This window comes from Tamlana sp. 2_MG-2023 (assembly GCF_030548465.1).
Taxonomy (GTDB): Bacteria; Bacteroidota; Bacteroidia; order Flavobacteriales; family Flavobacteriaceae; genus Pseudotamlana.
In genome coordinates this window covers 73,644-97,344 of record NZ_JAUOSF010000008.1, presented here as the reverse complement: position 1 = coordinate 97,344, position 23,701 = coordinate 73,644, and the positions used below count along the sequence as shown (strand labels likewise).

Genomic DNA, 23,701 nt, shown 5'->3' with positions numbered 1-23,701 from the left:
CCGTATTAAAACAGGAAAAGTGTTCATAGAAGCTATCGATATTTATACTTTACAAGTTGAATTATATTTTTTACCATTTCTAGTTTGAAATTGAAAATCTTTTTTACTTGAAGTTTATTTTAAAAGTATAGGCATAATCTCCAGTTTTTTTAGGTAAGGTAATTTTCAACCCGGCTGTAGTAGTTTCATACTCTAAAGGTTTGTTGTGACCTAGCATTTCAATAGATTGAATCTCTTTGTTGTACAAGTCATTCCCGGTTTTTAAGGAACGGATAAGTAATTCTCCCGTTTTAGGCCAATGCAAAACAATCGCATAGAGCACATCGTCTTTCGTGGTAAAACGAATATCTTTGGCGGTGTTATCGTCATTTTTATCCTCGCTTAGGTGACCTTCAATGACTTCGGCGTCTCCTTCTCCATAAATAGAAAAAGGTCTCGTGCCGTAAATGGCTTCACCGTTTACTTGTAGCCATTGTCCCATTTGTAATAAACGTTCTTTTACCGGCTCTGGAATTTCGCCATTGGCTTTTGGTGTAATGTTAAGAAGTACCGCGCCGTTTTTACTAACTACATCTACTAAAAAATCGATTAGTCTATTTGTAGATTTGTAATCAGGGTTACTAATATGCGACCAGGACTTCCAGTCAATTGAATCGTCTGTTAACCACGGAAAGAGTTGTTTGTCTTTCATTCGAGAACGTTCTAAATCTAATACAGCTGTTCCTTTAGCAAAGTCATAAAATTTATAGGTAGAAACCACGTCTTGATTATTTTTTTCTGCATGGTTGTAATAATATTGTAGAAATTCTTTTCGGTATTCTTCACTAATTACATCCATTTTATTATCAAACCAAACTAAGTCAGGGTTGTATTTATCTACAATTTCTTTAAGTCGATCTAACCATTCTTTGTTGAAGGCATCATCAGCTACAGGGTAATACCTAGTGACACCTGCATCTAATTCATGAGGGTTAGGCGGGTATTGAAAATCGCCTTTTTTTAATTTCGGACCATATAATCCGGCATATTCAGGGTCTGATGCATCTGTAGTTTCATCCCAAGTAGGAAACCAGCCATATAACCAATGTCTATGAAATGTGGCAATAAATTTCATATCACGTTTACGAATTTCTTTAGACAATTCTCCCATAATATCTCGTTTTGGCCCCATGTCTTTAGCGTCCCATTTAGTTAAGTCACTGTCCCACATCGCGAAGCCATCGGCATGTTCTGAAACAGGTCCAGCAAATTTTGCTCCAGCATCTTTAAAGAGTTGTGCCCATTCCGCAGCATCGAATTTTTCCGCAGTAAACATTGGGATGAAGTCCTTGTATCCAAACTTGTCCAATGTACCATAAGTGTTTACATGATGCTCGTAAAATTTGGATGCCTTCCCGTTTTTAGCTTCAGGATTATTCGCATTTACATACATCCAGTGGGCATACCATTCATTCTCATATTCAGGCACCGAGTAAGGACCCCAATGGCAGTAAATTCCAAATTTTGCATCGAGAAACCATTCAGGTGTATTGTGTTGCTTTAAACTTTCCCAATCGGCTTCGTAAATAAGACTCTCTTGATTTTTAGATTCAGAATTTTCATTTTTTTTGTTCTGACATGCCATGGTTAAGAAAGCGAGAAGTATTAAAAGTGGTGTCTTCATCTGCTTGTTAATTAAAAGTTTTAATATTGGTTAATGAGTATACAAGGTACCTAAGTTAAATTTTTAGATTAAGGTGTTAATTTAATGACTAGAATCTGGATAGGCATCATTTGTATATCTATAAACTTCGGTTTTTCCTTGTCCTCTTGCTTGAATGATTTCAGTTTTCCATTGGATTCTCAAAGTGTTTAGTGTTTCAGAATATTTTGAATTACTGGCTAAATTATGAAGCTCGTTAGGATCGTTTTTCAAATGGTATAATTCTTCATAAACGGGTTGCTCGCCTTGTAACGGGGATTCTATATAATCTCTATAAACGGCGATTGCAGGATCGTGTACAGCATAAAGCATTTTATTTACCTGCATGCCAATTTCTTTAGCATATGCAATTTCTTTTTTAGCTGAAAAATTATTGTTTTTATAGTACCTAATATATTTCCAGTTTTTGTTTTGCACAGATTCGCAACGTGGGTTTCCAAAGTGTGTTGACCATAAATTTTCAGTGAACACATAATCTCTAACCTCTTTTTTATCACCTTTAATTAACCTGGAAATATCTTTACCTTGAAATTCTTTAGGTTTTTCTATTCCAGCTAAGGCAAGCATGGTTGGAGCCACATCAATGGATTGAACCAAAGCGTCACTTTTTACACCTTTTTGTTTCTTTTTTACCGATGGGTCAAACACCAATAAGGGAACATGCGTTGTTTGCTCGTAACACAACGCTTTTCCGCCTAATCCAAACTGTCCGCCAAATAAGCCATGATCGGATGTGAAGATTATAATGGTGTTTTTATTAAGTTTTAAGTCCTTCAGTTTTTCTCTTAAATTTCCCATAAGACGATCAATGCCTGTCATGGCTTCCAGTTCACGAATATAGCGTTCCTTAATGTCTTTAGGGGTATCTACGTAATTGTATCCGTTTTGCCTGTCTTCAGCATGTAAAAGGTCTGTTGGTAATTTTGGCGTTTTTATATCTGCTTTAGCAATGTAATTGTCAGGTAATGGAATTTCTAAGTCACGATAAAGCGTTCTGTAAATAGCATCATCAGTTGGTTTCATTTTCATGGTTTCGGTACTGGCGCCATGGGGTAGATTAAAATTAATTGACAGCATAAAAGGTTTGTCTTGCGGTCTGTTTTCTAAGAAGTGTAAAGCACCTTTTAATTTTCTTTCATTAGGATCTAGAAATTCGTTAACCCCTTCATTAATTATTTCAGGTTGCGTAAAGGCCTTGGCATCGTTAAAAATGGCATGTCTGTTTTTGGGATAAAAACTTAAATGCCCATGTCCAGCATACCAGTAGTCGAAACTTTTTTCCATCACACCACTTTTGTAACCACCTTTACCTACTGGAGCATGGTTTTTACCTATCCAGCCTGTGTAGTAGCCATTTCTGCGCATGATCATAGGATAAGATTGTTCCCATGCAGCATCGGAAACACTGGTTCCTGAATTAAAATTCACGCCATGTTTACGCTCATATTGACTAAGTAATATGGAAACTCTACTCGGGGTACAAATGGCACTAGTAATGTGGGCGTTTGTAAATAAAATACCTTCTGTTGCGAGCTTGTCTAAGTGCGGTGTTTGAACAATAGTATTTCCTGTGCAGCCCATTAAACCATAAGATTGGTCGTCGGTTAATATAAAAATAAAATTGGGGTGATCTTGAGCGTGTAAATAGTTACATATCAAAAATGTAAGACATAGTATTTTTTTCATAGTTCTATAATTTTTCGATATAAACGTAGTAAGCTACGTTGGTGTTATTATTTATGTCTGTAAAATTTGCGAACAATTTCGTTTTTCCTAGGTTAAGTTTTACTTTAAACTCGATAGCTTTGTCATCTTTTTCAACACCCTTTTCTATATTTATTTGATTATCAAATTGGATGGAAGCCTTTAGAAAGTTAAGATTTTTACCCTCTGGAATTTCTTTTTCTAATCCAGGTAGTTCTTCTTTGGAAATACCATCTATTGTGGCATTAATAGGTAGTTTGGACTCTATAGGATATCTTCTTAAGCTAACTTTATAAGTACCAGATTCTAAAATGTCAACACTCCAATATCCAGCGCTCACTACACCTTTCCTAATATGAGTTTGATCCCAAGCAAAAGGACCAGTGGAATGTATATCATGAGCGGTTAATGTAATGGGGTTTTCTTTTTTAGAACCTATTTTAAAATAAATTTCTTTATCAAAATCTACAGAAACTTGATTCCACCAATTTTCATAAAAAGCCCGCATGTATTTAACTTTTTCAGGATTTTTAGAGGCTATATCATTTTGCTGTCCTTTATCTGTAGCTACATTATAAAGTTCTTTACCGTTAATTAATCTCCAGTTGTCTTGCATAACTGCAGAATTTTTCCATTTTTTTGGCTGTTGAACCCGTTGGGAATCGGTTACTAGCATTCTATTTTTTAAAGTGTCATTACCTCTAAAAATAGGAGAGAGGCTTGTGCCATCCAATGGTTGGTGGTTCTTTGGTAGATTAATGTCGCATAAATCAGCAAGTGTTGGCATGATATCTAATTGAGAGGTTAACGTTTGGATATCTTTAGATGAAGAAATTTTTCCGTCTTTCCAATGTATAAAAAAGGGTACGCGATGCCCTCCATCGTATTCGCTGCCTTTAGTGCCACGCAATCCTGCATTATAGCCTTTAATTTTACCATTTCTATTAATATAGCCAGAAGAGGTGCCGTTATCGGTCATAAAAATCAAAATAGTATTATCAGCTATATTTAATTCTTTTAATTGTTTTCTTAGTTTTCCGAAATTATCGTCAATATTGGTAATCATACCATAAAACCGTTTTTGTGTATCGGTTAAAATAGCATTCCCTAAATCTTTATAAAGGTTGTAATATTCTAAAGGAACATTGTATGGGCCATGTGGGGCATTAGTAGCAATATAGCAGAAAAACGGTTTATTTTTATTGGTTTGAATAAAACGTATCGCTTCATTAAAAAACACATCTGTACAATAGCCTTCATATTTTTCAGGTTTTCCGTTATGGAAATAGGTATCATTAAAATAGGTGTTATTCCAGTAATCGGGTGTTTGTTGTATGCCTCCACCGCCGTGCATTACAGTTTCTTGAAAACCTCTGTCTTCTGGTCTAAAGGGATAATTGTCGCCTAAGTGCCATTTTCCAAATCCACCTGTTTTATACCCAGCTTCTTCGAACATATTGGCTAACGTTTTTTCATTTTCACGCAATAAAGACCAACCACCAACGGTATGCCAAACGCCTACGCTATTCGCATATCTGCCAGTCATTAGGCCAGAACGGGTGGGAGCACAGGTAGGCCCTACATGGAAGTTGGTTAAATGAAAACTCTCTTTATGAAAGTTATCTATATGTGGTGTTTTAATTATGGTGTTACCAAGGGCACCAACATCTCCGTAACCTTGGTCGTCTGTGAGTACTAAAATAACATTAGGTTTTAAATTTTTATTCTGCGCACGATTGTTTAAAAAAAAAAGGAACGCAAACAGAGTTAAAAAGTATGGCCTTAATATGTTTATTTTCTGGATAAAGTTAGTTGACATAAGGCATTTTTGGGTAATTCAACATTTAATTCTTCGTCTTCTATAATGAGTTTCACAACCTTGTTGGAAGTTTCATTATTTTGAATTAAAATTTTAATGTCGTTGGCATTGTTTTTAGTAGTTACAATTGGGTGTTTAGAAATATGAGCGATTCTTTTATCGCCTTTCGCTATAGCCTTACTCGCTATATACATGGCGTTGTAATCTGGCGTATATTGAATTTCAGCGTTTTTGCGGTTAATAACCATTAAAGAATTTTGTTTCCATCCCCAAGCACTTTTGGATGTTTCATTTAAAATTATATTCCAATAACAATAATTAGTTGACCCTGCGTTTATATAATTTGCAATTTCGTCTATTCTCTCCTTAGCTTGTTCAGTCGAATTATCACCGTTATAACATTTTGTTTCGGTATTTATAATTTTCATATATGGAGCTAACAATGAAACGTCTCTTATAAAAGGTTCATTTGCGTATTGAAAACCAATACCGTCAAATTTATTAATGGTTTCTGTATTCAATATTTTATAATGATCACCTCTATTTATCGTTCTAAAAGTTCCTGCCCAAATCCCTGTATTTAAGTTTTTGTTTTTAAAAGCAGGCATAATATAGTTTAAGCTTAAATCGTGCATTTGAGACATAGACATATTACACCCTGGAAATGGTGCATATGTATCAGGTTCATTTTGAATACAAAAACGATCAATATTTACACCTTCATTTTTATAAGCTTCAATATATTTTACTAAATAAGAGGCGTAAGCTTTATATATTTTTGGACTGTCTTTTAGTCTGCTTTGTTCTGGATTAGCATTGTTTTTGTCCATAGCATTGCTATATTTCATCCAAGCTGGAGGACTCCAAGGTGAGGCCTGTAATAACATAGCATCATTCTCTTTTAATGCTGCTTTTATATAGGGTAATAGGTGTTTTTTATCGCGTTTAATAGAAAAATGCTTCATCTCATAATCTTCAGGAATCATACTGTAGCTATAAGCATCTAAAGCAAAATCACTTGCTCCAATAGGGGTTCTGTTAAACACTAAATTAGCATGATTGGGGTTGAATAAGTTTTTTAGAACTTCATGTCGTTTATTTTTTGGTAAGCTAAATAAAGCCTCGCCACCATTCTCATTAAATGCACCTCCAATACCTTCAATAGTTTGAAACTCAATATTAGGAACCAACACTATAAAGTCATTTTGACGTACTTTAACATTAGAATCAATTTTTGTTTCGTAGTTTTTGATTGGAGAAGCTTCTCCCTTCTCTAAGCTTACATAAGTAATGTTTACACGGTGTTTTTGAGCAGTTGCTATTGGTGTAATAAATAGAAAGACAATTAATATTTTATAAAAATTCATTAGTTTATTTGTTTTAATATGAAACCATTTATCCATAAATCTCCCTCTGTATTTAAATTTTTGAATTTAATTTGAATAGAGTTGGTATCGTTTACAGAGAAATTGGATGTTATCGATAGGGGTTTGCGTTCGCTTGTGTTATTTTGTGAATAATAATCTACAATATGATCATCGGATTTTCTTGAGAAAACGCCATTTGCATCTTTTACAGTGACTTCAATTTCATTTGTCATTTTTACATGACCTCTTCTAGAATGGTGAAAGGATTCAATTTGATAGTTTCCTTTTTTTAAATTAGAAATATTTATACTCAATTCTCCTTTTTCAACATATACACCATCGGTACCAACAAAACTTAAATCACCAATCATGGCTGTGTCACCCAACCAATTAATTTTTTCGTTCGAACTAATTTCAGCTTTAGCTTCAAAGTCCTTTAAACTGAATGTCAAGTCGGAATTTGATTGACCCGTCCATGCTTGCCAATCAAATTGTACTAATTGCTCCTTGCCACCAATATCAACGTGCTCTATAGGATAGTCATAGATTGGTTTGGCATTATTTTCAATTTCATTGACATTGTATGGTATTGTGGTTATACTTGCTTTTCCCGACTTTACACCTTTCGCTTTTGCAGTAATAGTAATTGTTCCGGTATCGCTTGTTCCTCTAACATACATAGCTGCGACTCCATTATAAACAAGTGCAGGATTGGCTTCTATTTTACCATTATCGATTAATTCACCAGCACCAGAAACTAAAAATTGAATTTCATTTTTCGTATTAGTAACCACTTCTCCATTTTCATCTAAAATAGAAGCATATATTAATCTTATATCCGATCCGCCGGCATAAAAAGGCTGGTCTTTGATATTAAATTCAACTTGTATATGATGTGGTTTTCCTGCTTTACGTCTTGTGAATTCTGTTACTTTTTCTCCATTTGTATAACCAATGGCTTTTAAAGTTCCAGATGTCCACTGATGGCGAAAGGTAAATGAGGGATGTTTTAAATTTTGTTTTGTAATATCATGGTCAGGTAGCTTACTCGCTATTAGTTTTTCATCCAGGTATAATTCAACTTCTTGGCAATTACTAAAAACTCTAATTTTCCCATCCTTAGAAGCGGTTTCATCAGCTATATGCACCATAGGTGTACTTACCAACTCCGATTGGTACCAATAATAAACAGGTTTAGGAATTCTGTACGGAGAAAGAACACCATAGGTTGTCATGAAATCTCTAGACCATTGGTCGTCAACTATGTCGGGTTGTAAATGATTATAATCTGCACCTAACCAAGTTATAGCTGCAAAGTTATTTTTGTTAGCCTTATATCTAGAAATATGAAATTGATTAACTTCAGAATTAGGAGAACTTCCATGTTCCATAACCATAGTAAAAGCGCTTTCTGGAAATTCGGTTCTTCTGTAATCCATAGTGGCGTGAATGTCGGTAATGCCTTCATTTTTAACACCGTTCCAGGGTGCGGAAGCAGATGCTGTTAATCTAAAAGGGTCTTCTTCTTTAGCTACAGTTTGCATTCTTGGTACGGGGCCTCTGTGATTAATGCCTGCGCCCCAAACAATAATAGAAGGGTGGTTTCTGTGATTTCTAATCATAGTTCTTGTTGCTTTTTCTAAGTTTTCAAACCATGTATCATCACCCCATTCAATCCAAGTAGAAGGTTCTTCATAAACAAAAATCCCTAATTCATCGCAAGCTTGTAAAAAAGCATCATCTTGTGTGTAATGAGAAAGACGAATAATATTCATTCCAGCTTTCTTGTATTGTAAAGCTTCGTTATAATGAAAAGCGTTGGGAACGGCATCACCAATATTAGGGTAGCTTTGATGACGGTTGACGCCAACTAAAAATAGTGGTTCTCCATTTAGAACAAACCCTTTGCCTTTTTCTAATGAAAATTTTCTAAAACCAAATTGGTTTTCTACGAAATCAATAGGGGTATCGTTATCGTAGATTACAGAATTTACACGATATAAATACGGAGAGTCTGGAGACCATAAATGATAGTCCTCCTCCAAAGCAACCGTTTGTCTAAATGTGTAAGTAGAATGGGCACCAATTATTTTACTGGCCGTAATTTTCTTTACGACCACACCTTGTTTGTTGATGATCTTGGTGACTATTTTTGAATCTTTTTCAGAAATATTTTCATTTTTTACAGTTGTGTTTATCGTTACAGTACCGTTGTGTTTATTCACTGTGGGTGTGGTAATATGTACACCAGCATTATAGTCTTCCCAATTAAAATTTACGTGTAACTTGTTCGTGGTAACTAAGTATACATCTCTGTAAATACCGCCAAACTTGACATAATCTGTTCTATGAGGATCGGGAGCAATAGTTTGGTTAAAGGTGTTATTTGCTCTCACAGCAATGGTGTTTTCTTCTCCAAACTTTACAAAATTGGTAATATCGAAATGAAAGGGTGTATAGCCGTTTACAGCATAATTCCCCACTTTTTTACCGTTAACCCATAATTCAGTCGCGTTGTGTACTGCTTCAAATTCAATAAATACTTTTTGAGTAGTATCTGCAATTATGGTTAGCTTTTTTCGGTACCAGCTAATATCACGAAGGTATTTTTCTTGAACCCAAGTTTCTTTTATGCTATCTAATTCATAAGAAACTAATTTAGTAGTGTGTGGTATGGAAACACTTTCCCAAGTGCTGTCATCAAAATTGATAGCGGTTGGCTTTGTTTTAAGGTCACCTAAATGAAATTTCCAACCTAAATTTAGATTGGTCTTGGTTCTATCGGTTTTAATGTTTCCCTCAGGAAGAGTTTGAGCCTTTAACTGTAAAGATATCATAACCAGAATTAAGATGGTGAACGCCTTTTTCATGATTTGTTTTTTTCTTCCCATACTCTAAAATATTTTACGTGATATGCGCCATCCAACTTATTGTTGTCTGGTAAGGCTCCAAACCATTTGTTTGATTCGCAATTAAAGTTGATTTCTAAAGGTTGATGCCAATGTGTGTTTTTGGCTTCTCTAAATAGGATGCCATCTATATAAAACCGTATAATATCTTTGGTCCATTCTAATCCCCAAACATGATAATCGTTTTGTAATTCTTCTGGAAAAAAATACTTCTTCGTTCTAGAGAAATGCTTTTTAATGTCTCCTTGGTCTTTTGGAGATCTAAATACATGAATGTTTGAATTTAAATCGTGACGATTATAGGTTACTCCAGGAGCATTTTCACAAATATCAATTTCAGTCCACCAATCTTTATCTACGTTTGTCATCCAAAATCCTGAAACCCACGGTGCATCCATTAGTTTTGCTTCAGCTTCAAAATAGCCATATAAAAATTTCTGTTTACTCTTTATAAACCCCGTAGAATGTGTATAGTCTTCTGGTAATTTTTCAGAACCATGTTTATTTATCCTAATTACCAATTCGTCATTTTCTAAGCTAACATTTGAAGCATGAAAATAGGTTGGTGCTCTTCCTTTCCATTTCGGGTTATTAGGATACCATTTATCTTCATTCAATGTTTTACTATTGAATTCATCGGAATATTTTTTCAGCAATTTCCAATGCTTTTTATTGCCTTGATCTGATAAAGGGTATCTAGAGTTTATTCTACTAACGCTATTTTCAAGTTGAATAGAGTCTACATAATTCTTTGGAGGAATGGTTAAATTTTGAGCAGAAACTAGCGGCGCAATAAACCAAATTAGTAGAAAGCATTGAAGTTTTATGAAATCTATCATATTTTTAATATTTAGAACTCAAAAATAGCTGCTAGATATGATTTGTAGAATTCGATATGTTCAAAACATTAGAACAAATGAATAATACATGGCTTAATTATTAAGCTGATCATTATCAGATATAATTTTCGCCGTTTATAGAGGAAAATGGATAAAATAAAGGGCTTTGAATACAAATTCAAAGCCCTTTATTTTTAGGAGGAAATGTTATTTTAATTCAAGCTCTTTAATTTTTACTTTGTCCTTACCTCTAATGTTTTCGTAAGTTGCAATCATTTCATCTAGCTTTTCTTTATTGATGTTGGCCAAATCATTTTGTTGTCCTGGATCATCATTCAAATTATATAGTTGATAGGAATTGGATACTCCTAATTCAATATTAACTTGTTTGTTAATGGCGTTTCCATTGTATGGAGGGATGAGCGCCCAATCTCCGCTTCTAAGGGCTGTTTTTTGGCCTGCTTCAAGAATTAAATTTTCACGTCCTTGTTGAGATTCACCTAAAAATGCTTCTATGATATCCTGGCTATCCTTGGTTTCTATATCGCTACCAACTAAACTTGCAATTGAGCTTAATAAATCGACCTGACAAACTAATGCCTTTGAGACTGTAGGTTTAATTTTACCTTTCCAATAGGTAATGAATGGTACATGGGTGCCGGCATCAAATAAACTGTATTTACCACCTCGTAAACCTCCTGAAGGGGTATGATTTCCTAGTTTTTCAACCGCGTCATCATAATAACCGTCATTTAAAACAGGACCATTATCACTAGAAAATACGATCATGGTGTTTTCTAATAGATTTTCTTTTTCTAAAGTTTTAATAAATTCCCCAATTACCCAGTCGGCTTCTAAAATAACATCTCCTCTTGGGCCCATTCCAGATTTACCTACAAAACGAGGATGTGGTGTACGGGGAACGTGCGGTTGTTGCAAGGCATAATAAAGGAAGAATGGCTCATTTTTATGTTGTTTTACATAATTTTTGGCTTCATTAAGAAAATGATCTGCCATATCAACATCGCTCCATTTTGCTAATTCTCCACCTTTCATATAACCAATTCTGGGTATGCCGTTTACAATACTATTGTTATGACCATGGTGCCATTTCATGGATAATAATTCTGGATTGTCTTTTCCTGTTGGCTCACCTTCAAAGTTCTTGTTATAATTCACTTCAATAGGATCTTTTGGATCTAAGCCATCTACTAATCCATTCTTTATGTAAACGGTTGGAACACGATCTTGGGTTGCAGCCATAATATAAGCGTAATCAAAGCCAACTTCGTTAGGTCCAGGTGAAACACGTTCATTCCAATTGACGTGACCATTACCTAAACCTAAATGCCATTTACCTACAATTCCTGTATGATAACCTTGTTTTTTTAACATTTTTGGCACTGTAGTTTGGGCAGTATCAATAATTAAAGGTGCTGTTCCGGGTAATATTTGAGCATCACTATTTCTCCAAGGATATACCCCTGTTAAAATCGCATAACGACTAGGCGTACAGGTTGCTGAGGTGGCATAACCATTGGTGAAACGAACACCGCCATTAGCTAATTTGTCAATATTAGGTGTGTTTATTTCAGTAGCACCGTTAGCACTAATGTCTCCATAGCCTAAATCATCTAAATATATAAATACAACATTAGGCTTGGTTTCTTGTGTTATGTTTTCTTGTGTTTCAATCTTTTCTTTTTCTGAATTTTTACAATTAAAAGCAGAGCAAGCTATAGCAAGTAACACTACAAATTTTACTATAGGTTTGGATTTTAGTTCTAAAGTCATGTGATATGGTTTAGTTATTTTTTAGTTGAATTAAGTCGTTTTTGTTCCCAGGCTTTTTCCTCCTTAAGGACATTTTTAGCATGAGGATCTAGCCAACCTGGAGCTATATTTTTAGCATCCCAATCGTTATAAGATTGATTTAGGTTGACTATAATTTCTGGATGATGGTTCGAAATATCATGGCGCTCTAATGGGTCTTTTTCTAAATCAAAAAGCAAGGTTTTGTCTTTGTAAGCACTTTTGTAAAGTTTGTAATTCCCTTTTCTAATGGCGTATTCAAAACCGCCTGAAGATCGCCAAAACAAGGTGTTGTGGGGTACTTTTTTGTTGTGTTTAGAAAGGTAAGGCATCAAATCTATACCATCTAATTGTTTTTCTTTGCTTGCTTTTCCTCCAGCTGCATTTAAAAATGTAGGAAACAAATCTAAAGAAGAAATCATAGGGTCGTAAGTTTGTTCTTTCTTAATGGCTTTAGGCCAAGTTATAAAAAAAGGAACTTTAATGCCACCTTCAAACAACATCCCTTTGTGTCCGCGATTAGGTTTATTATCTGCATGCGTTATTCTTCCGCCGTTATCACTTAAAAAGACAAGGATGGTGTTGTCTTTCATATTATTTGCAACCAGAGTAGAGTCTATTTTTCCAACATTCACATCTACGGCATTTACCATGGCAGCATAAATACTTCTTCCTGCATATTCTATATGTTTGGTGTTTTCTAAATATTGCTTGGTTGCATGATCGGGAGCATGAGGCGCATTATAAGCTAAGTAGATAAAAAATGGCTTTTTATCTTTTTTAGTTATAAAGTCTATGGCTTCATTTGTGAAGTCATCGGTTAAATAAGTAAGTTCGTTTTCTGGAACTTCCTTTCTATTACGATAAACGGTTTGAATGTCGTTTACTGGTGTGCCCCAATAATTCATGCCGCCACCAGGAAAGCCAAACCAATGGTCAAAACCTTGAGCTGGCGGGTATAAATCTGGGTGATCTCCCAAATGCCATTTACCTATAGCACTTGTTCTATAACCTTGTTCCTTTAAAGCTTCTGAAATCATTTTTTCAGACAAAGGTGTTCCAACTGTGGCATCATTTTCTCCTTCATAAGGCATATTGCAGTCATGCCCAAAACGTGCTTGGTAGCGTCCAGTTAACAGCCCTGCTCTTGAAGGACTACAATACGGATGAGAAACATAACCATTATTAAAGACGACCCCCTGTGAAGCGAGTTGATCTAAATTAGGGGTAGGGATGTCTGTTCCTCCATTAAACCCAACATCTGCCCACCCTTGGTCGTCGGTTAAAATGACAATGATATTGGGTTTTTTTTGTGCATTTAACTGAAATACTACCGCTATAAGTAAGGTGGCAAATAGTATGTTTTTCAAATTTATCATTCTACAGTTAGATTAATAGGCTCTGAGTCTAAATCTTTAGACTTGGCTTGAATAGTAACTATTCCCGATGTTTCTTTAGATTTTACAATTAATAAACACTTGCCATAAAAGGCTTTTATTTTATCTGATTGAAAAGGTTCTAAAGATGCTGAATTACCATTTCCTACAGCTTCATTTATACCTGCGCCTGTTACGTTAAAATTCACTAGGTTATCGGCATTCGGACAAAGATTTCCATCTTTGTCTTCGATTCTAACCGTGATAAATGATAAGTCCTTTCCATCAGAATCTATAACAGTTCTATCTGCGATTAATTTAATTTTGGCCGGTTTTCCAGCTGTTTTTATTTCTTTGGAAGTTACTGCTTTTCCGTTTTTATAACCAACAACCTTGATGCTTCCAGCTTGATAAGGTACGAACCAAGATAGCCTGTATTTTGATTTAAAAACCCCTTTTCCAGTACCATATCCTGAATCGTTAAATCCTCGGTACTCGGTTAAAACATCGGTTAGATCTACTCCTTTTGTTTTTTTACCATAAGATTTTCCGTTTACAAAGAGTTCTACTTCTTCACAGTTTGTGTATGAGAAAACGGGAATAGTTTCTCCTTCTTTTCCTTCCCAATTCCAATGAGGTAAAACGTGAACCATAGGTTCTGTTGTCCATTGGCTTTGGTATAAATAGAATCTGTCTTTAGGGAATCCACATAAATCTACAGGAGCAAAATAAGAGGCGTGAGATGGCCAATCATCATTCCAATAACCATTTGTAGAGTTGTCCTGGCCGCCGAATGGCGTTGGTTCACCTAAATAATCAAATCCTGTCCATATAAATTCTCCTAGGGCATCTGGGTTCTTTTCTAGAGCATCAAATTCAACATCAGGAGAATATGCCCATGGTGGTCCCACAGCAACATCATAACTTGATACTTGGTTTGTTTCTCTTTTTATATCATAAGCTAAAGGTAGGTCATAATAACCTCTTGTACTTGTTTGAGAAGACGTCTCCGAACCATAAAATATCATTTCTGGGTTTTCTTCTCGAATTTCACCATAAAAGGCAGGTTTATAATTAACCCCAACAACGTCTATTTGATAAGCCAGTTTGTTTTTAAAAGAAGCAGGGTAGTAGTTAAAACCTGCAGTTGTAGGTCGTGTGTTGTCTTGATCGTGACAAATGTCGTTAAGCATTTTAGCAATCTTCCAACCATCTGATTTGGCTTGTTCTAAAATTTCATTACCGATACTCCACATAATTACAGAAGGATGATTTCTATCGCGCTTAATCATATCTCGTAAATCTGTTTCTGCCCATTTATCAAAATACTTACTATAACCGTTCGGAACTTTTGGCAATTTCCATTCATCAAAAGCTTCGTCAATAACCACAATGCCTAATCGATCACATACTTGTAGCATTTCTGACGAAGGCGGGTTATGGCTCGTCCTTAATGCATTAGCACCCATGTCTTGCATGATTTGCATTTGGCGTTCTGTAGCTCTGTAATTTACTGCAGCTCCTAAAGGACCTAAGTCATGGTGCATACAAACACCATTAAGTTTTACGAGATTTCCGTTTAAATAAAAACCTTCTTTTTTAAATTCTATGGTTCTAATTCCAAATTCGGTTTCAAATTCATCAACCACATGATCATCTATTTTAACTTGACTAACAGCCTTGTATAAATTTGGAATTCCAATATCCCATAACATCGGTTGGTCTACAGAAATTTTCTGAATGATATTTTTAGAGGATGATGCATCGATTGAAACCGATTCTATAGCGCTTGCAACCTCATTACCATTTTGATCAACTATAGACGTATTTAATACAACTGGTTTTGTTGTTTGGTTGGCGTTTTTAATGGTTGTTTCAATATTAACCGTTGCTATTTCTTTGGAAACATTAGGGGTTGTGATATAAGTTCCCCATTGTGGAATATGTACATTATCATTAATTTTTAATCTAACATCACGATAAATACCTGCTCCAGGATACCAGCGTTCCGATAAAATTTCGGGAGCCAATTGTACTGCTATAACATTGTCCTCTCCAAATTTGATATGTGGCGTTAAATCATACTCAAAACCGCTGTAGCCATAATGTCTTTCTCCAACAAATGCGCCGTTAATATAAACTCTGGAATTATCCATGGCACCATCAAATTCGATAGATATTTGTTTGTTTTTATGGTCCTTTTCAATAGTGAAATGTTTTCTATACCACGCAATACCGTCAATAGGAAGACCTCCATTTCTTGCGTTATTCTTACTATCAAATGGACCTTCAATGGCCCAGTCATGAGGTAGGTTTAGTTTTCTCCAACCACTATCGTTGTATGCCGATTTTTCCGCATCAATTAATGTGTCTTTTTTAAATAACCAATCCTTGTTGAAATTTTGATCAGGAATGGGGGTAGTGCCTTTTTTTACTTCACATGACAAAAATAATATCGCCAAAAGAGATAAAATTGATACTGATTTTAAAACTTTTAAATGTCGCATAAATGAGTTTAATTTTATAATAATTATATAGTTTGGTAAATGTTTAATAAATTGAATGGATCATTCATTTCTTTTTGTTTAGCCATTACGTCTATGTTAGTCAAGTTAAAATCTTTATTACCCAGTGGATGAAGCAATGAGTACGTTTAGCTATTAGTAAAAATGAAAACAATATTAGATTTCGTTTTTATAGTTTTTTCCTGTTTTGAATCATAGGCAAATAACAGAAATGCTAAAAAAAAAAAGAAGATTTTAACTCTCATAGCTATTAAATTTAAAACGTTTCGATTTTTAGAACAGACCATGTTTGGTTAAACATTATATTTAACTTGGAATGGTCTGTCTACCTAAAATAACTAAAGCAAAGATGCTTTTTAAGTTTTAAAAAGTGCACTACAGATGATTTTTAGAATAAAACAAATGAGTTATGTTTTTATCTATTCTAAGTCGTTATAAGATTCACTATCAGATATCTTAACATATTTGCTAGGAATAACACCAAATTGTTTTTTAAAACACTTGGAGAAATAGGAGGCTGTATTAAACCCTGTCATATACATGATTTCTTTTACAGATAAATCACTCTTTTCTAAAAGTTGAACAGCTCGTTTTAATTTAATGTTTCTAATGAATTCACTTGAAGAGAGTCCAGTAAGTTCCTTAATTTTTAAGTAAACATTACTTCTACTCATGTTCATTTCTTTTACGAGCATTTCAACACTAAATTCAGAATTCATCATGTTTTTTTCTACAATATCTATAGCATTTTGAAGAAAGTTTTCATCCGATGAGGTTACTGTTACTTCATTAGGTTGTAGTGTTATTTCTCTATTAAACCTTTTACGTAACTCTTCTCTGTCTTTTAAGATATTTGCAAGTTTTAATTCAAGTAGCTCTAAGTCAAACGGTTTTCTTATATAGGCATCTGCTCCAGTTTTTAAACCTTCAATTTCCTTTTCTTGAGAGGTTTTTGCTGTTAACATGACCACAGGAATATGACTCGTTTCTTTAGAGGCCTTTAGGTTGTTACAGAGCTCTATACCATCCATAACAGGCATTACCAAATCGGTTATGATAATGTTAGGCAAAAAGTTTTTAGCTAACTCTAATCCTTTTTCTCCATTTTCAGCTTCGTAAATATAATAGTCTTCACCAAGTCCTTTTTTAATAAATGATCTAATATCAGGGTTGTCATCTACAATTAGAAGTAAAGGAAGTTTAGACCTTGACCTTGTCATGTTTTGGTCGATAATATCGTCCATAAAACTAATAGCATGAGACTCTGCATCTACTTGACTAATGTAGGTGTTAGTTTCAAAAACCTCATGGAATAAGACTTCCTTTTTAGTTTCATAGGTTTTCTTGTCTTTTGGTAGCCAAACAAAAAATGTAGTTCCGTTTTCAGAATCACTTTTTACTTTTATAATACCTTGGTGTAGTTTTACGAGTTCCTTTGTGAAGGATAATCCTATTCCAGCACCTTTAACGTCTTTAACTTCTCTTGATACACCTATTTCTGTATAAAACCGCTCGAATATATGTTGAATTCTGTGAGCAGGAATACCTGGTCCTGAATCTTTTACTTTTAGTATTATATATTTAGAATGGTTGAAGTTAAAATCATCAATAATATCGGTTTGATTAAAATCAACGCCATCAAAAACATTCAAGGTAATCTCTCCATTCTCTGGAGTGAATTTAAAGGCATTGGACAATAAGTTGTTTATGATTTTTTCGATAGCATCGGAGTCGAACCATGAAAAAATTTCAGTTTTAGATGATTTAACCTTAAAATGAATGTCTTTTTTTCGACTTAAGAATTGAAAAGGCTCGCTTATTTCATTTATGAATTCAACAATATTACTTTGACTTAGGTTTAGATTCATTTTACCATGATCCATCTTTCTAAAATCTAAAAGCTGGTTTACAAGTCTTAATAAATAATCTGTGTTTTTTCGCATTAGACCATATTGGTCCTTTACTTCCTTGTTGTTTAGCGTTTCTCCCTTTTTTAGTAAAAAGTCTAATGGTCCTTTTATTAATGTTAACGGTGTTCTAAATTCATGAGAGATATTAGTGAAAAACTCTAGTTTTAACCTATGTATTTCTTCGTTTTTTTCTTTTTCTAATTTTTGAAGATCCATCTGGTGCTTTTCAGTAGATCTCACAATGGTATATCGTCTAAATCCAAGTAGAAGTCCAATGGCAAATAATAAATAAAATATTTTGGCAATACCAGTTTGCCACCATGGTGGAGATACATTAATTTTTAACTCGATAGGAGTTTCATCCCAGATAATATCATTATTAGATGCTTTTACTTTTAAGGTATAAGTTCCAGGTTCCAGGTTAGTATAAGTGGCATACCTATTGTCTGAACTTGTTTTTATCCAGTTTTCGTCAAAGCCTTCTAACTTATATTTATATTTATTTTTAGATGAAGCTGCATAATGAAGGGCAGCAAATTCAAACGAAAAACTGTTTTCACTGTATTTTAGGTCTATTTCTTTTGTGGTGTTTATAGACTTGTTTAGAATTATTCTTCCGTTAATTTTTTCACCTATTGCAACGGGTTTGTTAAAAATGGAAAAATTAGTTAGAACTGTTTCAGGTCTGTTTTTGTTGCTAATAATTTCATCAGGATAAAAGGTTGTAATACCGTTTACGCCTCCAAAAAACATTTGTCCTTCTTTTGTTTTAAAAGCTGCTAACTCACTAAATTCATTACTTTGTAAACCATCATTAACATCATAATTTTGAAAAATCTCTGTTTTGGGATTAAATTTAGATAATCCTTTATTGGTTGAAATCCAAAGATTGTTTTGGTTGTCTTCAAGAATACCTTTTATAACATTGTTGGGTAGTCCATTTTTTTCTGAGTAACGTTTGAATTCAACCTCTCCATTCGGTCTGTTTTTAATTCTATTTAAACCACCTCCAAAGGTTCCAACCCATATATCTCCAGCTTTGGTTTCATTTATAGTAAGTATGTAATTATGGCTTATAGTTGTACTATCTGATGGGGTATTCTGATAAATTTTAAACTTGGGGTTTTTTGAAGTTTGCTGTTCTGGGGGTAATTTGCAAAGACCGTTCCCAGTAGCAAACCAAATGTTTCCTTTTGAATCCTGAAAAATATCTCTAATAATATTATTTGGAATACTTTTAGGGTTTGCCGGATTGCTCAATAAAAAATCTTTTGAAAAACTATTTCCACCGGGATTAATTAACCATCTATAAATCCCCCCCTCGTAGGAGCCTACCCAAACGTTCATGTTTTTATCTTGTAGAATTGAAAAAACACTATTTGATTCGCCTTTTTTAGGTTTTAAATCCTTTGATGTAAACTTACGGTTTTTAGTGATGTCAATAGAATATAAACCAGGTGCATGTTCGCCTCCAATTAATAATTCTTTTGAGTTTTTTAGTTGTATTTCTTCAATAGCAAAAACCTTTTTAATATTTGGTAAATGGTGGAAGTTCTTCCAGTTTTTGTTGCCGTCTAATGCGCTTATTAGGTTTAATCCACCACCTTCAGTTCCTATCCAAAAGTTGTTATAACTGTCTTGGTACAAAGCGCGAACTTTGTCATGGCTAAGACCGTTAGGATCTAGACTTGTTTTTGTATGTAGAAATTGTTTGCTATGGGGATCAAATTTGTTTACGCCACCACCATTAGCACCAGCCCATACAATTCCCGACTGATCAATGTATAAAGATTTGATCGCATTTTTGCTTAAACTAAAATTAGGGTTTTTAGGATTGTATTTGTATGTGCCAATAAGTTTTGGAGCTATAGTGTCTAATGTGTTGGAGAATTCTAGAAGTCCATCTTCTGTACCAGCCCAAATATGGTTATTATTGATTGCTATAGCATTATAACTACCTTCATTTATAAATTCAAGATTATCCGATTCTTTAGAAGGTAAATATCGAAATAAACCATTGGTCGTTCCTATGATTAAATTACCGAAATTATCTTCTGCTATAGTTTTTACTTCTACATTAGGGAGGTTGATTAAATGATTCACATCTTGAAAATATAAGTCCCCGTTTTTATCTCTTGACAATTTAGATAAACCATATACTCCTCCAATCCAAACTTGATGTTTGCTATCTTCAAAAAATGCACTGACGTTATTTGATCTTCTTGCTAATTCAGAACTATTTTGATACAAGTTGAAATGTTGGAAACTTAAGGAATCTATGGGTTTTGATAAATCGGCCATACTGATTCCTTTTCTCGTGCCAACCCATAGTCGGTGATTACTATCCTTAAAAAGTTGAGTAATATAATTACTTTTTATACTGGAGTCATTACCTGGAATATGTTTAAAGGATTTAAATTCTTGATTTTCCTGATTAAAGTAATTTAAACCGCCGCCAGTAGTACCAATCCATAAATTGCCAGTTTGGTCATCAATAAGTTTCCAAATTAAGTTGCTGCTAATACTATGAGGGTTATTAGAATCAGGTTTAAAAACTGTAAAGCTATAGCCGTCATATCTATTTAATCCATCATGGGTGCCAAACCACATGAATCCGTTTTTGTCTTGAAAAATTGTGTTAACATCACTTTGAGACAGTCCATTCTCTGTGCTTAAATGCTCGAATTTTACCGAGTTTTGAGCATGATGTGAAAACCAACTAAAAAGTAATAATGCACCTGTTAGAATGGTTTTTTTCAATTTTAAAGTCAACTTAATTATCATATTAGCAAATATATCAAATTGGAAAGACAAAATTCCACCAAATTTATCGGCAGAGAAATGCCTTTTATAATTCCATGTCTCTTAAGTTTCTTGTTTACAATGGTTTGTGTGGTGTTGGTGTAGCCAAGTTATTTTTAATAAACATCATATGTTCTGGTTTTTTAATCATATAGTCTAATCCAAGACGGCTTATTTAATGAAATTTACAAACTGCTAAAAACCATCTTAAAAGTATTAGGAGGGTTTATAAAGTGAATGTTAATTTTATAATTGATAAGATAGATGAAATATATAGTTTGTGAGAAACCAGGAACGTTTCTGTTAAAAGAAAAAGAGGCGCCAATTCGTAAAGAAAATGAAGCATTGTTGAAAGTTAAAAAGGTAGGAATCTGTGGTACAGATTTACATGCTTACTCTGGAAATCAAGCTTTTTTTACCTATCCTAGAATTTTAGGTCATGAATTGGCATCGGAGATTGTTGAAATTGACGAAAATAAAAGCGGTTTAAAATCTGGAGATAAAGTTGTTGTCATGCCATACGTAAGCTGTGGCGAATGTATTGCCTGCAAAAACGGAAAAACAAATTGCTGTACTAATATAAGTGTTTTGGGAGTACATTCCGATGGCGGTATGCAAGAATATATTACTGTTCGGCAAGACTTATTATTGCAAGCAAACGACTTATCTGATGATCAAATGGCTATTGTCGAGCCATTAGCCATAGGTGCCCATGCCATCCGTAGAGCAAATGTTCAACCAGGAGAGACTGTGGTTATTGTAGGTTGTGGTCCTATTGGAATTGGGATGGTGAAATTAGCACAGATAGCTGGTGCGAAGGTTATAGTGTTAGATGTAAACAACGATCGATTAAAATACACGAAAGAAGAAATTGGTGCAGATTACGTCATTAATGTGAATGATAACCCCGTAGAAAAAATTACTAAAATCACCAACGGTGATATGGCTACAGCTGTATTTGATGCTACAGGGTTTAAAGGTGCTTTAGAAACAGGAACAGATTACATGTCTCATGGAGGGCGTTATGTACTTGTAGGTTTGTCTAAAGGAGATTTAACGTTTAATCACCCAAAGATTCACGCTAAAGAAACGACTGTAATGTGTAGTAGAAATGCTACTGCCGAAGATTTTGAGCACGTTATAAGTGTATTGTCTCAATTTCCAACTAATTCATTTATTACACATAGTGTGCCTTATACTGAAATGATAGAAAATTTTGATAGTTGGACTAAACCAGAAACGGGCGTTATCAAAGCCGTTGTAAATTTTGAACTTTAAGAACATGTCGAATCAGTATACACAAATAGATCCAAAAGATAATGTGATTGTTGCCATTCAGCCACTAACCAAGGGTACTTTTATTGAGGTAGCTAGAGAAAGTTTAATGTTAAAAGAAGACATTAAACAAAAGCATAAGTTTGCTTTGTATGACTTTGCTATTGGTGATGAAATTTACATGTACGGCGTATTAATAGGTAAAACAGTTAAAGCGATTTCAGCAGGATGTGCAATTACTATTGATAATGTTAAGCATGCATCAGCAGAATATAAAGAGAGTTCAGAAAAGTTTACTTGGACGGCACCAGATATTTCAAACTTTGAAGGACGAACATTTAACGGTTTCCCTAGAAAAGATGGTAAAGTAGGAACAGCTAACTATTGGTTGGTAATTCCATTAACCTTTTGTGAAAATAGAAATGTCGATGTTTTGGAAGGTGCTTTATCTGAAAAGTTAGGGTATGAAACTAAGAAAGATTTCGCTGTAGATACAGATGCATTGATTCAGCAATACAGATCTGGAGCTAGTCCTGAAGAAATTTTCAATACTCCAATCATTACCACAAAAGAGGAAATGTCTAAAAATAGAGTTTTCCCCAATGTTGATGGCATTAAATTCTTAAAGCATGATGGTGGTTGTGGAGGCATTCGTCAGGATTCGGAAACCTTATGTAAATTATTAGCCGGTTACATTTCGAACCCAAATGTAGCGGGAGCTACTGTGTTTAGTTTAGGATGTCAGAATGCACAAATAGAGATGTTGCAAGATGCTATTAAAGCGATTGCTCCAGATAATGATAAACCTGTTCATTATTTAGAACAGCAACAAAGTGAAAGTGAAAGACAATTAATTGAAGAAGCTGTAAAACATACATTTATAGGTTTAGTTGAAGCAAATAAATTAACGCGTCAACCAGCTCCATTGAGTAAATTAGTTCTTGGTTTAGAGTGTGGTGGATCCGATGGATTCTCGGGGATTTCTGCAAATCCAGGATTAGGATACGCTTCAGATTTACTGGTAGCCTTAGGTGGTTCACCTGTATTATCTGAATTCCCAGAATTAAATGGTGTTGAACAAGAAATCATCAATAGATGTGAAACCGAGCAAGATGCTAAGAAGTTCTACGATTTAATGCGTGCTTATTCTGCAGCAGCAGTAGCTGTAGGCTCTGGTTTTGAGAACAACCCATCCCCAGGAAACATAAAAGATGGTTTAATAACCGACGCTATGAAATCTGCTGGAGCAGCTAAAAAAGGAGGAACGTCACCAGTAGTTCAGGTGTTAGATTATACGGAGCAAGTTACAAAACCAGGATTAAATTTATTGTGTACGCCAGGAAATGATGTAGAATCTACAACAGGTTTAGTAGGTTCTGGATGTAATGTTGTTGTATTTACCACGGGATTAGGGACTCCAACAGGGAACCCAATTGCTCCAGTTTTAAAAATGTCTAGTAACACGAACCTATACGAACGTATGAATGATATTATCGACATCAATGCAGGAACTGTAATAACAGGGGAAGACACCATTCAAACCATGGGTGAAAAAATCTTAGATCATATTATTAGGGTAGCAAGTGGTGAAACACCATCAAAAGCTGTATTGCATGGAAACAATGATTTTATTCCTTGGAAGCGAGGCGTATCCTTATAAT

The 23,701-nt window shown here is 34.4% G+C and carries 12 protein-coding genes; 2 read left to right on the top strand and 10 right to left on the bottom strand.

The annotated features are described in order from the left end of the window. Positions 1-103: 103 nt before the first annotated feature. The 10 genes from Q4566_RS13675 to Q4566_RS13630 form a co-directional block, all read right to left on the bottom strand. Positions 104-1,663 carry an alpha-L-fucosidase gene (locus Q4566_RS13675; protein ID WP_303422214.1) on the bottom strand — a complete coding sequence of 520 codons (1,560 nt, stop codon included), beginning with the start codon at positions 1,661-1,663 and terminating at the stop codon, positions 104-106. Positions 1,664-1,744: 81 nt separating this feature from the next. After that, complete coding sequence (locus Q4566_RS13670) at positions 1,745-3,388, bottom strand: sulfatase-like hydrolase/transferase (RefSeq protein ID WP_303422211.1); 1,644 nt, start codon at positions 3,386-3,388, stop codon at positions 1,745-1,747. A gap of 4 nt (positions 3,389-3,392) precedes the next feature. Beyond that, complete coding sequence (locus Q4566_RS13665) at positions 3,393-5,225, bottom strand: arylsulfatase (RefSeq protein ID WP_303422208.1); 1,833 nt, start codon at positions 5,223-5,225, stop codon at positions 3,393-3,395. After that, on the bottom strand, positions 5,198-6,592 hold the full coding sequence (locus Q4566_RS13660; RefSeq protein ID WP_303422205.1) for a hypothetical protein: 1,395 nt from the start codon (positions 6,590-6,592) through the stop codon (positions 5,198-5,200). Before Q4566_RS13660 ends, Q4566_RS13665 begins: the two co-directional genes overlap by 28 nt. Continuing rightward, entirely contained in the window at positions 6,592-9,483 is a 2,892-nt protein-coding gene (locus Q4566_RS13655) for a glycoside hydrolase family 2 TIM barrel-domain containing protein (protein WP_303422202.1), read from the bottom strand. Before Q4566_RS13655 ends, Q4566_RS13660 begins: the two co-directional genes overlap by 1 nt. Then, the gene (locus tag Q4566_RS13650; protein WP_303422199.1) at positions 9,459-10,340 is read right to left on the bottom strand and encodes a family 16 glycosylhydrolase; all 882 of its coding nucleotides are present in this window, start codon (positions 10,338-10,340) and stop codon (positions 9,459-9,461) included. Before Q4566_RS13650 ends, Q4566_RS13655 begins: the two co-directional genes overlap by 25 nt. A gap of 207 nt (positions 10,341-10,547) precedes the next feature. After that, a complete protein-coding gene (locus Q4566_RS13645; protein WP_303422196.1) occupies positions 10,548-12,134 on the bottom strand; it encodes an arylsulfatase in 1,587 nt (528 codons plus the stop codon). A gap of 14 nt (positions 12,135-12,148) precedes the next feature. After that, on the bottom strand, positions 12,149-13,531 hold the full coding sequence (locus tag Q4566_RS13640) for a sulfatase-like hydrolase/transferase (RefSeq protein ID WP_408056952.1): 1,383 nt from the start codon (positions 13,529-13,531) through the stop codon (positions 12,149-12,151). Beyond that, positions 13,528-16,035 carry a glycoside hydrolase family 2 TIM barrel-domain containing protein gene (locus Q4566_RS13635; RefSeq protein WP_303422191.1) on the bottom strand — a complete coding sequence of 836 codons (2,508 nt, stop codon included), beginning with the start codon at positions 16,033-16,035 and terminating at the stop codon, positions 13,528-13,530. The genes Q4566_RS13640 and Q4566_RS13635 overlap by 4 nt, the downstream gene beginning before the upstream one ends. Positions 16,036-16,472: 437 nt before the next feature. Beyond that, positions 16,473-20,723 carry a two-component regulator propeller domain-containing protein gene (locus tag Q4566_RS13630; RefSeq protein ID WP_303422189.1) on the bottom strand — a complete coding sequence of 1,417 codons (4,251 nt, stop codon included), beginning with the start codon at positions 20,721-20,723 and terminating at the stop codon, positions 16,473-16,475. 306 nt (positions 20,724-21,029) lie between these two features. Here Q4566_RS13630 and Q4566_RS13625 point away from each other — a divergent pair, with 306 nt between their 5' ends. Both Q4566_RS13625 and Q4566_RS13620 read left to right on the top strand, forming a co-directional pair. Then, positions 21,030-22,043 carry a zinc-binding alcohol dehydrogenase family protein gene (locus tag Q4566_RS13625; RefSeq protein WP_303422187.1) on the top strand — a complete coding sequence of 338 codons (1,014 nt, stop codon included), beginning with the start codon at positions 21,030-21,032 and terminating at the stop codon, positions 22,041-22,043. A gap of 4 nt (positions 22,044-22,047) precedes the next feature. Next, entirely contained in the window at positions 22,048-23,700 is a 1,653-nt protein-coding gene (locus tag Q4566_RS13620; RefSeq protein ID WP_303422184.1) for a UxaA family hydrolase, read from the top strand. The last annotated feature ends 1 nt before the right edge of the window (position 23,701 follow it).